This is a genomic window from Geovibrio ferrireducens, from assembly GCF_026226615.1.
Lineage (GTDB): Bacteria > Chrysiogenota > Deferribacteres > Deferribacterales > Geovibrionaceae > Geovibrio > Geovibrio ferrireducens.
The window spans coordinates 20525-35541 of sequence record NZ_JAJAPB010000005.1; the positions used below are offsets into that span (position 1 = coordinate 20525).

The following is a 15017-nucleotide window of genomic DNA, read 5'->3' on the forward strand; positions in this document are numbered from 1 at the left end:
ACCCCGAACCGAGGTGGATTTCATTATGAATCACAGTGATATTCAGCCTTGCTATGCGGCGTAAACTGCTAGTCGTCAGTCGCTGCCAAAGAGGCTGTTACATCTTCGGCTGTGCCGTCAGCCAGATAGCTGTAGACAGCCGAAGTGCTTGATGCTCCGGTGGTTATAACGGCAAATGTGCGTTCAATATTCTGAAAGTCAACATTGTGGTCTATCCATGTTCCGGAGTTAACATAATGCTTTCCTCCGCCTGCATCTCTGTATGAGGGTACATGAGTATGCCCGAATACAACCACATCCACATTTTCAGAAGGGTTTTCCAGATACTGAACCTTTGCCTGCGCAAAATATGCGGCAGAGTTAACCGAAGCTGGCACAGCCTCTATAAAACTGCTGTGAACATTAACATTATTGAGTGTCTGACGCTCAGCCCATGTACGCTGAATATTTTTAAACAGTACAGGCGCAGAAATCGTTCCATCTTCCAGCTCTGCAGGGTAGAAATCCAGATACGAATAAGAATCATTAAAGCCTGAAATACGCATATCAAATATCTTTGCTTCCGGAGCCTCATAAGGAGTCATACGCTCGGAGACGCTTTTAAGAGTCAGATGATACAAATAAGCACCATACTGATCAGGATCGCTCATATCAGGTATGTTAGTTACCCCAGGCAGGATCTTGGGAACCGTTGGCTTCCCTTCCAATACCCATGTTGCGGCATAGCGCGCATAAAAATAACCTGCCGGGAGGATAGTGTCATCATTGCCGCACAGTTCCGCATTAGTTACTGTATCCGGTGCGGAAAAAATGTCATAACGGTGACCGTGCTCAATAACAATCTCGTTCCTGTCGCCAGTGTAATAAGCACCAAGCCCTCTGACATCTCTGGCCTGAACCAGACCGGGAATTGCTTCCTGTAAAATGTATGATTCCAGTGTCAGGTCATGGTTTCCGGGAACATAGACCAGTTTTATCCCGCTCGCGATTACTTTGTTCAGTTCATTGAACACACTCTGATTGTTTGCAATCACACTCCTGTAAAACAGATCCTGATCGGTGTGGCTTGGATAATAGACAGGCAAAAACCATTCATCAAGGAAATCCCCGGCGATGACCAGCTCACGCACATCTGTGGTTTTTCTGACTGATTTAAGAAAATTAACTAAATGCGAACGGTTTTGCTTGGTTTCGGTGTATCTGTCATCTATACCGAGGTGAATATCACTTATAACGACAATTTTGTCTCTTGTGCTGCCGGGTTCCCATAAAGGTCCAGCGTCCGAGCCGGAGGAACCCGATGAACATCCGAGAGTGTTGAGTGCTATAAAACAGGCTCCGGCGCCTAAACCAAGATTTTTAATAAAATGTCTTCGGGTAAATTTCATATCGAACCTCCGGCAACTCAATGCCATTTCGTAAATTTTGGTTCTGAGAATATCCCGAAAAAAGGTTAAGTTAAGCCCATGCGCTTAAAAGACTCATTTTTACACTTAAAAACTTTACTGCCCTAAGCTAACTCTTTATAACTAAAAATCCGTATATTTTTACACTTCAAGACGTACCCGGAAAACACCGTTTTCTATTTTGTAAATCAGTTCACCGTCATACTTGTTTACAAAAGCAATGACACTTTTGCTGCCGATTCCGTGGTCTTCACCGGTGGCAGCCGGATAACCGCTTTCATCAAGAGCGGCATCTTCCGAACAGGAGTTTTCCATTTCCAGCAGCAGCCGTCCAACACTCCGGCAGATAAAGCGGATAAAAGGAGCTTTACTCTCAGGCAGCCCTTTGCAGGACTGTATAGCATTTTCCAGCAGATTTGAAACCGCCATGGAAAGCTCCAGCGTGTCCACAGACAGACTGCCGGGAATATCCAGACTGATTTCCGTCTGTATACCCGCCTGTTCCGCAATATTGGCATAGTGACTGACAGCAGCATTAACAGCCGGGTTTTCGCAGTAAACCCTGTTGATTTTCAGCACTGACTGGTTCTGACTTCGCAGCAGCGCCGCGGCCTCATCGGTCTGCCCCCGCTCCAGAAGCTCCAGAAGTACATTATTGAAGTGGCGGCGGTCATGGGCGGTGCGGATGTTTTGTACTGATACAGCCTCAATGAGTTTAAGCCTCTCAGACATACCGTCTGCCGCCAGCTGAAGATATGCCCGTTCCGCCTGCATGGCCTGATTCTCCTCCCGCATCTCATATTGCATTGTTATTGTTTTCAGAGAGTGGATGATGGCGATATACACAGACAAACCAAGGATAATCAGGAAAATAAGCGGCAGGTAATTACCGGTCAGCGTATCCTGAATATCGCCGCCGAAAAAATATCCCAGAAAACAAATGAACAGAGCAGCAGTGGGCAATATATAAATGTGCCAATAATCCAGCACCTTGCGGTAAGGCTTGGACACCCATTTACGGAAAACTATAATAACAACTGAAAATAAAATCAGGCGTAGATACACATTGCCGTAAACCGGATCAGGGAAAACGTTGCGGAAAGAGTAGCTTATAAACACCACAGCGGCATAAATATTGAGCATGGTGATATAGCTGAAACACCACTGCATAATTTTGTCAGTAAAAAGAGGCTTGAGGGCGATTCCGATTACAAAAAGCATCGCAAGGTCAACATAAAATACTGCGGTGTAGTTCTCTGAAAGGTAAAAATAGTAATTTGCGCTGAGGTTTCCGATCAGTATAACCGCCGTTGCGGCAACATACACAGCCCTGCTTTTATACTTCGGCATTGCCATGGTGCAGAGCAAAAGTATAAGCATAATATCAGTTGTAACCGCCCGCAGAAGATCTGGAAAATGCCCGCTCACCCGTTTCCTCCCCTTGCAGTGAGGTAATCCATATACGCATCCCGCACTGCGGGGTATCTCTTGGCGGCAATGGGAACCGCTTTGCCGCCGAAAAGAATGAAGCTCTCCTTAGTAAAATGCTCCACTTTGCGCATGTTGATCACAAACGAGGTGTGGCATTGCAGAAAATACCTGCTATTCAGAATGGGCGCGCAGTATTCAGCAAAATTCTCCCTGAAAGTGCGGCTGGAAAACTCCTCTCCGTTTGCGAGGCTGAATATTGCGGCGTGGCTGCGGTATTCGCAGCAGGTTATGCCGGAAAGTTTTATTACCCTCAGGCTGTCGGCAGTTTTTACGGTAAAAGTCTGCCCATCGGCAAGGTCTGCCTTGGAGACGGCGAGGGCGAGAGTGTCAAAAAGCTGCTGCCTGCCGATTGGCTTTATGAGATAGTTTAGCGGGCTTGCGGCGTATGCCTGCAAGGCAAACTGAGGTTCTGTGGTAGAGTAGATAATCTGCGACTCCCGGTCAATGCGGCGAATCTCCCTGCCTAATTCCAGCCCAGTGACCATCGGCATAACTATGTCCAATATATAAAGATGAAAGCTCATTGTCTCTATGGCTGTCAGCAGATGATCCGGATGGGAAAACCCTGTCACTTCGGCATCAAGACCGTTTACGGACAGGAACTGCTCAGTCAGGGAAACAAGGCTTTGCAGATCGTCAGGCATGTCATCGCAGATCGCAATACGAATCATCGGCTCTTTCCACCCTGTATAAGGAAAATCAGGCTATCGTATTTGTAATATTGCAGTAACTTATTCAAAATAGCAATCATTAAACCATACTAAGAATTTATACTGTAAAACGAACCGCCCCCCTGTTGATGTATTTCTCCACAAGATCAAGAAATAGCTGCATATCCGATGGGAACACATTTCCTATTGTGCCGATACGGAATGTTTCCCGTTTAGTCAGCTTGCCGGGATAGATGTAAAATCCGTTTTTTTTCAGATATTCATACATTTCCTCAAAATCAAAACCGCCGGGAGGCTGGATAAAGGTGGTAATCACCGGGGACTGAACCTTTTTATCCAAAAACAATTCGAATCCCAATTCTGCCATTCCTTCGGAAAGAAGGAGCTGATTCTCGCAGTATCTGGCATTTCTGGCACTGATTCCTCCTTCCTCTCTTAATTCCTCCAGAGCCTGAACCAAAGCAAGTATGACGTGTGTGGGCGATGTAAAACGAAAGCCGCCTTTTGAATCTTCCATATATCTGTATTGTGCGTACAGATCCAGAGAAACTGACCTGCTTATACCTCTGCAAGCCTCCATTGCATCTCTGCGGCAGACTACGAGCCCTATTCCCGGCACACCCTGAAGACATTTATTGGATGAAGCAGCCATAAAGTGCATTTTACATTTTTTCATATCAAATACCACCGAACCGAAACTGCTCATGCAGTCTGCCATAAAGACAACACCCGCTCCGGCGCAAACCTCACCCAGTTCCATGACCGGATTGAGGATTCCTGTTGTGGTTTCCAGATGGATCACTGCAAAATGGGTAAAGTCTCCGGGTTTCAGCTTCTCAGCTACCTCATCGGGAGCAACCGCACAGTCTTCTTCAAATATCAGTGTGTCATAGTTCAGCCCTGCTTTGGAGGCAATCTCCGCCATACGTTCTCCGTATGCTCCGTTTACCGCTATGAGAAGACGATGCGAAGCACCTACACAGCTTGTCAGCATAGATTCAACCGCAAATGTACCGGAACCCTGAACAAGAACGGCAGTGTATTCCCCTGAATCCTGCGTGGCCAGGTCTGTCAGTTCATTCCGAATTTTCTGAACCAGTTCACTGTAGCCTTTATCTCTGGTGGGTACATCGTATGCCATAGCCTCTCTTACACTTTTTGTTGTTGTGAGCGGGCCGGGAGTCAGAAGAAGGTAGTTGTTGTCAAATCCATGCATAATCAGCTCCTTTAAGACCTTATTCCGGTGAATACAGCAGACAGTATATCCGCAGCCTGCTTAAGCTGTTCATTTGTAATAGTAAGAGCGGGGGTAAGAGTAATAATATTTCCTGACGAAACCTTGAAGCTCAAACCCTTATCCAAAGCCTGATACATGGCGTATTCAGCGTAAAAGGCCTTTTCAGTCTCCAGAGCCGCCATAAGCCCCAAATGCCTGACATGCTTCACACTCAAAGGGAACCTGCTCCGGATCTCACCCAGCAATGAAGCGAAGTACGCTCCTTTATCCGCAGTTTCCGCAATAAGGTTATTCTTTTCAATAAACTCAATAACCGCAAGCCCTGCGGCGCATCCGGCAGGGCTTTTTTCGTGGGTATAATGCCCTATGGAAATATCTCTGGCGCAGTCAAGCCCGTCTCTTACCATGAGGCAGGCAATAGGTATTATTCCTCCGCCCAGTCCCTTTCCGGTCACCAGCATATCAGGCTTTATCGGAAAATGCTGATAGGCAAACCACTTTCCGCTTCTTCCGAGTCCGGTCGCAGTTTCATCAAATATTTTAAGTATTCCGTATTCTGTGCATATTTCGTCCAGTCTGCGGAAATATGCCGCATCAGGCACATGAACGGATGTGCACCTCACAGGTTCAATAAGCAATGCGGCGGCATCATGCTTCTCAGCAATACGCCTTTCCAGAAGCTCAAGAGAGGCAAGATTCTCCTGAGCGCTTCCGGCGGAATTATACGGCAAGAAATTTTCACCTATGTCAAACCCGGAAATCCCTTCCAGAAATCCGTGATCACCTGCTGCTGAAAGGGCACAGAGACTGGCACCGTGGAAGGAGCCGTAAGCTGAGTATATTTTCCTCCTGCCTGTAATTTTCATAGCAAGCTTAATAGCACTGCTGACGGCAAGTGTGGCCGCAGGGGCGTAAAGCACCTTCGCCATATCGCTGTCTGTTATTTCAATAAGCTTTTCAGCCAGACGCACCGCTGTTTCGTTAGCATATCTTCTGGGGCTGAAAGGCAGAGTTTCAAGCTGATTAACAACGGCATTCTTAACTTCCGGATTATTAAAACCCACCTGATGTACCCCGTTGCCGTGGAAATCCAAAACTTTTTTCCCGCCAGCGAGAATAAATTCCGCCCCCTCGCAGGAGACTACGGTATCAAGACATGGCGTGGAGAGAGCCTGAGATATGAAAACCTGCGCATCCCTGCTCACAATCGCAGCAGATTCGGCAGCGAGTTTTGCCCTGTGGAAGGCGCGGAGAACTCCGTGGTTGGACTCCCCCTCCCCTGCACGGCTGTAAGAAGGCGCTGAAGGTTTTTCACCGAGTTTTACTCTGCGGTCTATGTCTCTGAGAATATCGGGAATCTCGCTGTTAAACACAGCTATGTAGTGCGCCCCGTGCGAGCAAAGCCTGCCATATACATCTTTGGTGTTTTTCATAAGAGTGAAGCTGTCCATGGATGCGTATTCTTCCGGCGTCAGTCCCATTTCGCTTCCGCCCGTTATGATGCCCACAGACCACATTCCGGCATTCACACCCTCTTCAATGTCGCTGGGTGTATCGCCTATTTTGACGCATTCGTAAGAAGGAAAGACCCCCATACGTCTGACAGCTTCATAGCACATCCAAGGGGCAGGCCTCCCTGCGGGAACCTCATCCGAAGCCACTATGCAGTCAGGAACATACCCCTGTTCCGCAGCGCATCTGCCTACAACACCCATCATATCTTTGGTGTAGCCTGTGGTTGAGCCTATTTTGAGTCCCATGCGCCTTATCTCTGAAACAACCTCAGACACACCGCTGATCAGCGTGCTGTATTGCGGCAGACTGAAAGTCAGCATGCGGTCCGTTTCATCATAAATCCTGTCTATATCAGCCTCAGCAGGCATTCTGCCGTGCAGCTTTTCAAACTGCTCCGTAACGGAGGGAAACTCAAAGATTTTGCCCAGATGATCCCTCTTTTTCATTCCCATATGAAGGCGAACCTCTTTCGGCGTAACTTTAATTGAGTTTGCCTCAAGGGTGGAGATGATAGCAGCAACGGGCGCTAAGCAACCGTAGTCAACAGTTGTTCCTGCCCAGTCAAAAATCACAGCTTTGATTCTCATTAGTTCCTCTGTACGCTCTGCCAAGCGGCAGTTTTTTTTCTGATGTATTTTGAAGCAGCATCGTAAGCTATTTTAAATGCCATATTTGTAAACAGTATAAGGCTTGCCATAGCCGCGGCGGCGGAAGTGTCCCCCGCATCGTCCATATTTACAATAGCCACTGTGGCAGGCCTTGTGTCCTGAGCGTAGAGAAATATCACGGCGGAAATTGTCACCATCGAGTTTACAAAGAAATAGAAAAAAGTTTCCGTAACCGCCGTAACAGAGAGGGGAAGAGTAACACGAAAAAGTGTCCTTGCCGGATGCACCCCCATGGATTCGGCAACATTGTCGTACTCTCTGTCCTGTTTTTTAAGAGAAGAGGTTATGGTCATCACCGGCACAGCGATGAAGTGCATTACATTTGCAAGAACAAGTATCCAGATTGTGCCGTAGACGGGCAGAAAAGGGTTTTTTACAGTAAAGAAAAAGAAGCTTACTTCCGGATTATTGAAGAAAAAAATGTATGCCAGCCCTATAACCAGCCCCGGAACAGCAAGAGTGGCAACTGACAAAGCATACGGCATTCTGCTTATTATAACGTTCATTCTTGTTTTTTCCGCTGTGTAAGCAACGGCAAAGGCGGAGACAGTACCGAAAAGCGCAGTGAGAAAAGACATCTTCAGACTGTTTACGTAAGAAGAGAAATCTCCCGCAACATATTTGAACATATAATGTTTCAGAGTAAATGTCAGATCATACGGGAAAAAACTGATGAACGAAACAAAAACGGATGTGCCTATGACAGCAGCAATGCAAATAGCGATAACTAAGCAATAGATAAACGCCGCCGTTTCAGCCGTTTTGTTAGGCTTAACCATATAAGGCACTGATTTTGATGAGAAAGAGGCGTCCTGCTTCTTCTGTATGAGCCTGTCTATACAGAAAGCGATTAATGCCGGAACCATGAGAAGAACTGCAACAGTTGCTCCCATAGCAAAATTCTGCTGACCGATTACCTGTTTATAAATATCCACAGCCATTACGTTATACTGACCGCCGACAATCTTCGGCGCTCCCATATCCGTGAAGCTGAGGATGAATATTGTTGCAAGTGAACTCACAGCACCGTATTTCACGGAAGGCAGCGTCACAGTGAAGAACTTCCTCAGCCTTCCGGCGCCAAGAGTTTCCGCCGCCTCGTAAAGCCTGTAGTCGCTCATGGCAAAAGATACGGAAAGTATAAGGTAAGCATGGGGAAATGTGTATATCACCTCAGAGATGATTATCCCTGTTGCTCCGTATATTTCAAACGGAAACGCAAAGTCAGTCCCCAAAGCAGTATTCAGCCAAGTTAAGAAGAGTTTGGATACAAACCCCTGTCTTCCGAAAAGATATATCAGAGCAAGGGCATGAAGCATGGTTGGAGTAAAGAGGGAAAGCATAGCCATATAGCGGAAAGCATAGCTCCCCTTAACCCTTATGCGGGATATGCTGTAAGCGTAAAAAAATGCAAGAGTAAAAGTAACAACAGTCACAATACCTGATACGGTAAAGGAATGCACGAAGGAGGAAACCATGTTGGGGGAACTGAAGTATTCGGTTAAGTTTTTCAGACCGCTGAATTTTCCGTCTGAATCATAAAAAGTCAGACCTGCGATATACACCAGCGGCATGAGAAAAAATGCAATAAAATAAAATACCAGCAGCCCCGTGCACAGGGCAGATAAAGCCTTTGACCTCATCACTGGAAGCTGATCACTGATTCCGGTATCCGAACTTTCAGTCTGCTGTTGACATAAAGTGCTTTTGCGGAAGGATCGCTGGAGTGGACATCCACTATCAGCGGCGAATCGCTGAGGCTGTGTTCCAGTGTAAGGAACAAGCGCAGAAATGAACCTCTGAACTCTATGTCATTTACCACTGCACTGTGCCCTTCCGAGCTGTCAGAGGCTATTTTAATTTGTTCCGGCCTTATGCCTATTCTGCTTCCGCCCAAATCCATAAAGTTAATCATTCCGATAAACTCGGCGATGAATCTCGTTTTCGGATTGAAGTAAAGCTCATCGGGTTCTGCGAACTGTTCGATGATTCCCTGATTCATTACTGCAATTTTATCAGAAATGGTGATTGCTTCTTCCTGATCATGCGTAACCATAACGGTTGTTATTTTCATTCTGTCGTGGATACTCCTGATCTCGCGGCGGAGCTTTTCGCGCACTTTTGCATCAAGGGCTGAAAGAGGTTCATCCAAAAGCAAAACCGACGGACGGAGCGCAAGGGCACGGGCAAGCGCCACCCTCTGCTGCTGGCCTCCGGAAAGCTGAAAGGGGTATTTATCTTTTTCATGGTGCAGAGCGGTTATATCCAGCATCTCATCTATAATTTCATTGCGCTCAGCCCTGCTCATCCGGCGGGACTGCAGCCCGTATCCGATATTCTGGGTAACTGTGAGGTTCGGAAACAGTGCATATGACTGAAAAACAATTCCGAAATTACGGCATGAAGCGGGAACATATGAATAGTCTCTTCCTTCAAGAATAACCCGCCCCTCGTTCTGCTTCTCAAGTCCGGCGATGATACGCAGGAGAGTTGTTTTCCCACAGCCGGACGGGCCCAGAAGGCTGATAAATTCGCCTTTTTCGGCAGTGAGCGTCACACTGTCAAGAACTTTCCTAGTGCCGAACGATTTTGAAATATTCTCAAGTTTCAGATAGCTGTCCATATGTTTTTCCTTTCAAACAGGTTAAATGAAAGCCGCTCCTGTTTGCGGAGCGGCCGGATGTATTATTTCGGCTCGCTTTTAGTGTCGTATCTTTTCGACCATTCTTTAAGAACCGCTTCCCTGTTTTCCGCCGCCCATACAAAATCATTTTTTATGATCTGTTTAAGAGGCTCTTTAACGTAAAATTCGGGTACGGGGTTATTGTTTTTTATGGTGATAATTGCGTAGCTTTTGTTGTATTCCTTCATAACATCATCGGATATTGCCCAGTCGAGGAACTTTTTAGCATCGGGATTGATCGTCTGTTTTTTTACAAGAGCATTGGCTTCAAGATCCCAGCCTGAACCTTCTTTGGGGAAAACCACAGAGACAGGAGCGCCTTTTTTCTTCTCAGTTACGCCTCTGTAGCCGAAAGAGATGCCTATGGGGTACTCGCCCTGAGCTGCCATTTTTGAGGGTTTGGAACCGGAATGAGTATAAAGCGCCATATTCTGGTGTATTTTATCCATATATTCCCAGCCGGCTTTTTCACCCATAAGCTGGAGCCAAGCGCTCACTGTGAGATAGCCAGTGCCGGACGAAGCGGGATTGGGCATGGTTATGAGGCCTTTGTATTCAGGTTTGAGAAGGTCTGCATAGCTTGCGGGAACAGGGAGATTTCTTTTTTTCATCTCAACTTCGTTTACGGTAAATGCAGTCATCCATGCGTCTATCCCAACCCATGAAGGAACCTTTCTGCTGTCCTTGAACTGAGGAAGAACTCTTTCGACTCCTTTGGGAGCGTAAGGCTCAAGCATTTTTTTGCTGTCCATAACCAGAAGGCTGGTGGCGGCAAGCCCCCATATAACATCCGCTCTGGGGTTGGCCTGCTCAGCAAGAAGTTTGGCAGTGACGATACCTGTGGAATCACGCACTATGTTAACTTTAATATCAGGGTAGTTCTTTTTGAATGATTCCAGATAAACCGGATACTGATCATCTTCCAGCGCAGTGTACACAGTGATTTCACCTGCCTGAGCTGTAGATATAAACGCGATTAACATTGCGAGCATAAGAAGAAGTTTCTTCATGCCGACCTCCTAAATAAGTTGGAACAAATCAGCCTATGTTCGGAATGTCATAAAAATGTCGCAACGATGACATAAAACAGCAAATAAGCTGTCATGGAAGTGTCAGGTTATGATTTCATCAAAGAATAGCCAAAAAAACCTGCCCGCCCTTTTGCGGTTAAGGAACGGGCAGGAATATGGAGGGAAGACCCTGCCGGCTGTTATATCTTGGAAGCGGTAAATTTTTTAAGTGCTTTTCCGACCGTCTTATAAAATGCGGTTTCGGCGTTTTCAGCTACCGCATCCGCAAACTTTGATGCGAACGGGAGGAAATATGACCCCTCAAACATTCTCCTGAGCTCGGACAATGCATCGGCATCATCTGTGTTCTCCTCTTTCACTGCGTTTTTAATTCGTATGTCAGTCAGGTGCATAAATTCCAGTTCAATGGCTACGTGATCCGCAGGTTCGTGCATCTCCTCTTCCACGTGAAGCCCTGCGGCTTCGTAAATAGCCGCAACATCCATGGTTGTTTTCCCCATGATCTGCCTGTCCTTTTCAAGGTAAACAGAACCGTAAGGCGGACACGGCAGCTCAAACGGCCCAATAAACAGCCTTGCGAAATCCAGTTCAAGAACCTCTTCCGCGGTTTCTGCAAAAGCCGTTTTCAGTTCCTCTGCTTCTTTATTTATTCCAAGCGAATCCAGAGCATAAGCTAAGGATTCAACGATTGCTTTTTCTTCCAGTATTGTTTCTTTCGGCGGATAAAAACACAGGGCAAAGAGCCTGTAAATTTCGGTTTTAATATCTGCCGTTTCGGGGAATTTCGTTTCCATATTCACTCCGTTGTAAAAAAATAAATTCAAATAATGGCGGAGGGATGCCCCTCCGCCGCCGGTTTATTCAAAGCGCAGCAGGCGCGCTACACCTTAAACTTTCTTATGTAGTAAACATTAGGCTTGGTTCCTTCCTCAGGCTTGAGCACCATGGAAGGATATTTCGCAAGAAGCTTGCTGACTTCGCTGTTAGGGTCGTTTTTATCACCCACAACCCTTGCTCCTGACGGGCAGGATTTCACACACCATGGTTTTTCATTGACCATTAGCCTGTGGTGGCAGAGGTAGCACTTCTCAGTAACACCCGCTCTGCGCACAGCTTCATACTCAGGATGCGAGTAGTTGGTTTTATAAGGGGGAAGCCCGCCTGTTTTCTTTGCAGTTTCAGCACCGCTTGCAGTTACTCCGGGAATTACCGCAGCTTTAGAAGTGTATGCCGAATGCACGTCCTCACCGTCAAAGTTAAAGCTGATTACGCTGTACTCCGCCTTTTCAGCCTCCACATCCTCCGCGCTGTAAGGACACGCTATCTGGCAGGAGCGGCAGCCGATGCAGCGCTCATCATTGTGCATAGTTATGCCTTCGGGCGTTTTGAACATAGCCTTGGGTTCAACGGGGCACGCCTCAACGCATGCTGCGTTTGAGCAGTGGTTGCAGAGTACCGGAACAGCAGCAAAACTAACGTTAGGGAACCTGCCTTCCATTTTGATCATATAGTCAGCCCAGTTGAAGGTCTGTCCGTTTTTTCTGTCGGGAGTATTGTTTTCCGTCTTGCAGGCGATTCCGCAAGCCCCGCACCCCGCACATTTCTGAAGATCTATTACCATACAGTATTGAGCCATTTTCTACCTCCTTACGCCTTCTCGATTTTCACGCCGCAAAGACCGCCGTTTCTTGCTGTCGCTCCGGTGAGCCTGTCGTAGTCGGCGGGGATGAGCTCATTGTTGTTAAACGTGTAAGCCTCTTTACCGAACTTTTTGGAAGCTACCTTGCCGTATGCCCAATGACCCTGACCGTAAGCCTTTGCCACTGTTCCGGGGCGTATCCCCTCCCAGTAGCGCACCTTGGTGAGGAATGTGCCGGACACGGAAGATATTTTTGCCGTTCCGCCGTCAGTGATGCCGAGTTTCTGAGCATCCGCAGGGTTCATCTTGAGAACGTCCTCCCAGCTTGCATCGCCCGCATCAACCTTTTTGAACTCCATGTACCATGTACAGTTGGCGCTTCTCCCTTCCCTGTTCAGCCTTGACTTGTGGTCAATGAAAGTGAAGGGATATTCCTCTCTGCTGCCGTAGCGGAAGGGTGATTCATAGTGCGGTACAAATGCTTTTTCGCCTCTGGCCTCGTAGTTGCAGGCTTCAAGAACCTTGTCCACATCAACTTTGTTGTTTGCTGCATGCTCATTGAGAGCTTTTTTAAGCGTTTCACTGTAGAACTCAAATTTCTGAGTCGCGGTTTTGTATTTGCCCCAGCGCCCTTTGAATTTGTAAGGAGCAGAGTTCCACACGCCGACCTCTTTAAATTTTTCCCATGAGCCGATTACATCGCCCTGTGCGGGGTCTGTATTTGCCCATGCGGGCTGGGTGTAGTATTTCACTGCATTTACGGCAAATTCTTTCTCGTTTTCGGGAAGTTTGCCAGTTTCAACATCCCTGAACTCATTGGTGTAGAACTCAAGAAGCTTTGTAAAACCTCTTTCGGCAAATTTTTTCGCCAGAAGATAAGGGATTTCAGTTTCATCATCCTTACAGTCCCACACAGGCTTGATAACAGGCTGAAGAATAGTGCTGTAGCTGAACTGGCCGCCTTTGTTTTTCAGGTATGCCCATTTTTCGGCAGCGGACTGGGTTGCGGGCAGAACAATGTCAGCAAACATTGTAAGCTCGGAGGCATGGGTTGTGAGATGGACATAGAAGATTTCGTTCTCAGTGAACATCTTTTCCCATCTCTGAGCGCCTGTGCCGGAGAAGGGGAAGTTATTCATATAACCGAGACCCATTTTTATATCATACGGATCTTTAGCCATTATGGCATCAGGCAGGTTGTTGGTGATAACTCCTGAGCCGGGCTTACCGCTGGCCATTGCGGGAAATTTCAGTGTTCCCCTCTGGTCTATCTTCTTATTCTTTTTCTTGGCGGTTTCATCAAGGTAGTCATCAAGCTTCTGAAGACCGTTGCCGAGAATTTTGGCTCCTGCCATATGCCCGCCTATGTTGTCGCTGCTGCCCATGAGTCCGCTGAGAGCGTGAACAGCCATTGCAGAGTATGTTCCTCTCACGTGCATAGCCGCACCCGGCCCAAGCCAAACCACAACGTTGGGAGCTGCTTTTGCCATATCCCTTGCCGTCTGGTAAATCTTGGAGGCGGGAATACCGCAGAGCTTCTCAGCCCATTCGGGAGTTTTGTCTTTAAGCTCAATGTTCCACCATTTAACAAGACCGTTGGTCTGGATCTCCTTAAATGCATCCTCAGCCACGGTTTCACCCTTTTTGAAGCGGTTTGCCCCGTCCGTGAAGTCACCGACATAGTCTTTATACCAAAGACCCTCAGTGAGTATAACGTGAGCCATGGCAACAGCAAGTGCTCCGTCCTCACCGGGAAGAACAGGAAGCCAGTCATGCGCTTTTGCAGACGAGCCGTTCATTTTGGGATCAACCACCACAACCTTGGCACGGTCAAGCACTTCACCGAACATTTTAATTGTGTAGGGAACCTGACGGTTTGAGCTGAGAGGATCAAGACCCCAGATCAGCATGAACTTGGTATTGATCATATCGTAATCGCGGTAGTCCCAGAGGCCTTCTGTGAAGAATGCGCCGGATTTCTCAGCCTCGGCACAGATAGATGAGTGGCTTATATTGTTGGGAGAACCGTATATCTTTGTCATCGCATCATAAAGAAGAACATTCATGTGCGTGTATCGTCCGCGGTTCAGCATGTATTTGTGGGCCTCGCCTTTGTTGCGCAGCTCCATCATTTTATCAGCAATAGTGTTGAGAGCCTCGTCCCATGAAATGGGAACAAATTTGGGATCAACGCCCCTGCCTTTTTTGGGGTTAGTCCTCTTCATCGGAACCTTAACCCTGTCAGGGTCATAAACCTGCTGAAGAATAAGGTGCGCTCTGGGGCAGCATGTGCCTTCGTTGGACTTGCTGTTGGAGTTGCCGCGCACCTTCACGGCTCTTCCGTCCTGAACAAAAATCTGTATGGGGTCCCATGTTGTGCAGCCCTGACAGGATGTGGAAATCCATTTGCCGGGAGCCTCGCCTATTTTCTTTTCGCCTTTTGCCGGGGCAAGGGCGTTGCCGGAAACACCGCAGCCCACCGCGGCTATGGCACCTGCGGCGGCGGAAGCTTTAATAAAATTCCTTCTGCTTATACGCATCCGTTCCTCCTTAGTTAAACTGAACTAAATCGTTTAATGCAAAACGGATGCCATGGTTATCATCTATAAAACACTGATAAAACAGAGCAATTAGACAAGACTAAGTATAGTCAGTATACGATTTCGTATAGAAACT

General features: G+C 47.2%; 11 protein-coding genes. All 11 read right to left on the minus strand.

The window, feature by feature from the left end:
• Positions 1-68 precede the first annotated feature (68 nt).
• The 11 genes from OSQ85_RS06770 to OSQ85_RS06820 all read right to left on the minus strand — a co-directional run bounded on the left by OSQ85_RS06770 (position 69) and on the right by OSQ85_RS06820 (position 14881).
• Positions 69-1388, minus strand: a complete 1320-nt coding sequence (locus OSQ85_RS06770) for a metallophosphoesterase (protein WP_265822087.1) — start codon at positions 1386-1388, stop codon at positions 69-71.
• Positions 1389-1547: 159 nt separating this feature from the next.
• Positions 1548-2786 carry a GHKL domain-containing protein gene (locus tag OSQ85_RS06775; RefSeq protein ID WP_265822088.1) on the minus strand — a complete coding sequence of 413 codons (1239 nt, stop codon included), beginning with the start codon at positions 2784-2786 and terminating at the stop codon, positions 1548-1550.
• Positions 2787-2830: 44 nt separating this feature from the next.
• A complete protein-coding gene (locus OSQ85_RS06780; RefSeq protein WP_265822089.1) occupies positions 2831-3568 on the minus strand; it encodes a LytR/AlgR family response regulator transcription factor in 738 nt (245 codons plus the stop codon).
• A 97-nt stretch (positions 3569-3665) separates the two neighbouring features.
• On the minus strand, positions 3666-4784 hold the full coding sequence (locus OSQ85_RS06785; protein ID WP_265822090.1) for a 2-aminoethylphosphonate--pyruvate transaminase: 1119 nt from the start codon (positions 4782-4784) through the stop codon (positions 3666-3668).
• A gap of 11 nt (positions 4785-4795) precedes the next feature.
• Positions 4796-6907, minus strand: a complete 2112-nt coding sequence (gene phnX / locus OSQ85_RS06790) for a phosphonoacetaldehyde hydrolase (RefSeq protein WP_265822091.1) — start codon at positions 6905-6907, stop codon at positions 4796-4798.
• Positions 6907-8631 carry a putative 2-aminoethylphosphonate ABC transporter permease subunit gene (locus OSQ85_RS06795; protein WP_265822092.1) on the minus strand — a complete coding sequence of 575 codons (1725 nt, stop codon included), beginning with the start codon at positions 8629-8631 and terminating at the stop codon, positions 6907-6909. Before OSQ85_RS06795 ends, phnX begins: the two co-directional genes overlap by 1 nt.
• On the minus strand, positions 8631-9611 hold the full coding sequence (locus OSQ85_RS06800; protein WP_265822093.1) for an ABC transporter ATP-binding protein: 981 nt from the start codon (positions 9609-9611) through the stop codon (positions 8631-8633). The genes OSQ85_RS06795 and OSQ85_RS06800 overlap by 1 nt, the downstream gene beginning before the upstream one ends.
• Positions 9612-9673: 62 nt before the next feature.
• Entirely contained in the window at positions 9674-10681 is a 1008-nt protein-coding gene (locus tag OSQ85_RS06805) for a putative 2-aminoethylphosphonate ABC transporter substrate-binding protein (protein WP_265822094.1), read from the minus strand.
• 200 nt (positions 10682-10881) lie between these two features.
• Positions 10882-11496, minus strand: a complete 615-nt coding sequence (locus tag OSQ85_RS06810; protein ID WP_265822095.1) for a TorD/DmsD family molecular chaperone — start codon at positions 11494-11496, stop codon at positions 10882-10884.
• 86 nt (positions 11497-11582) lie between these two features.
• Positions 11583-12338, minus strand: coding sequence for a 4Fe-4S dicluster domain-containing protein (locus OSQ85_RS06815; RefSeq protein ID WP_265822096.1), 756 nt, complete (start codon positions 12336-12338; stop codon positions 11583-11585).
• Positions 12339-12349: 11 nt separating this feature from the next.
• Positions 12350-14881, minus strand: a complete 2532-nt coding sequence (locus OSQ85_RS06820; RefSeq protein ID WP_265822097.1) for a molybdopterin-dependent oxidoreductase — start codon at positions 14879-14881, stop codon at positions 12350-12352.
• Positions 14882-15017: the final 136 nt, after the last annotated feature.

Coding starts and splice junctions, on each gene's coding strand:
- OSQ85_RS06770 (WP_265822087.1), bottom strand. CDS start 1,388: ATGAAATTTACCCGAAGACATTTTATTAAAAATCTTGGTTTAGGCGCC.
- OSQ85_RS06775 (WP_265822088.1), bottom strand. CDS start 2,786: ATGCTTATACTTTTGCTCTGCACCATGGCAATGCCGAAGTATAAAAGC.
- OSQ85_RS06780 (WP_265822089.1), bottom strand. CDS start 3,568: ATGATTCGTATTGCGATCTGCGATGACATGCCTGACGATCTGCAAAGC.
- OSQ85_RS06785 (WP_265822090.1), bottom strand. CDS start 4,784: ATGCATGGATTTGACAACAACTACCTTCTTCTGACTCCCGGCCCGCTC.
- phnX (WP_265822091.1), bottom strand. CDS start 6,907: ATGAGAATCAAAGCTGTGATTTTTGACTGGGCAGGAACAACTGTTGAC.
- OSQ85_RS06795 (WP_265822092.1), bottom strand. CDS start 8,631: ATGAGGTCAAAGGCTTTATCTGCCCTGTGCACGGGGCTGCTGGTATTT.
- OSQ85_RS06800 (WP_265822093.1), bottom strand. CDS start 9,611: ATGGACAGCTATCTGAAACTTGAGAATATTTCAAAATCGTTCGGCACT.
- OSQ85_RS06805 (WP_265822094.1), bottom strand. CDS start 10,681: ATGAAGAAACTTCTTCTTATGCTCGCAATGTTAATCGCGTTTATATCT.
- OSQ85_RS06810 (WP_265822095.1), bottom strand. CDS start 11,496: ATGGAAACGAAATTCCCCGAAACGGCAGATATTAAAACCGAAATTTAC.
- OSQ85_RS06815 (WP_265822096.1), bottom strand. CDS start 12,338: ATGGCTCAATACTGTATGGTAATAGATCTTCAGAAATGTGCGGGGTGC.
- OSQ85_RS06820 (WP_265822097.1), bottom strand. CDS start 14,881: ATGCGTATAAGCAGAAGGAATTTTATTAAAGCTTCCGCCGCCGCAGGT.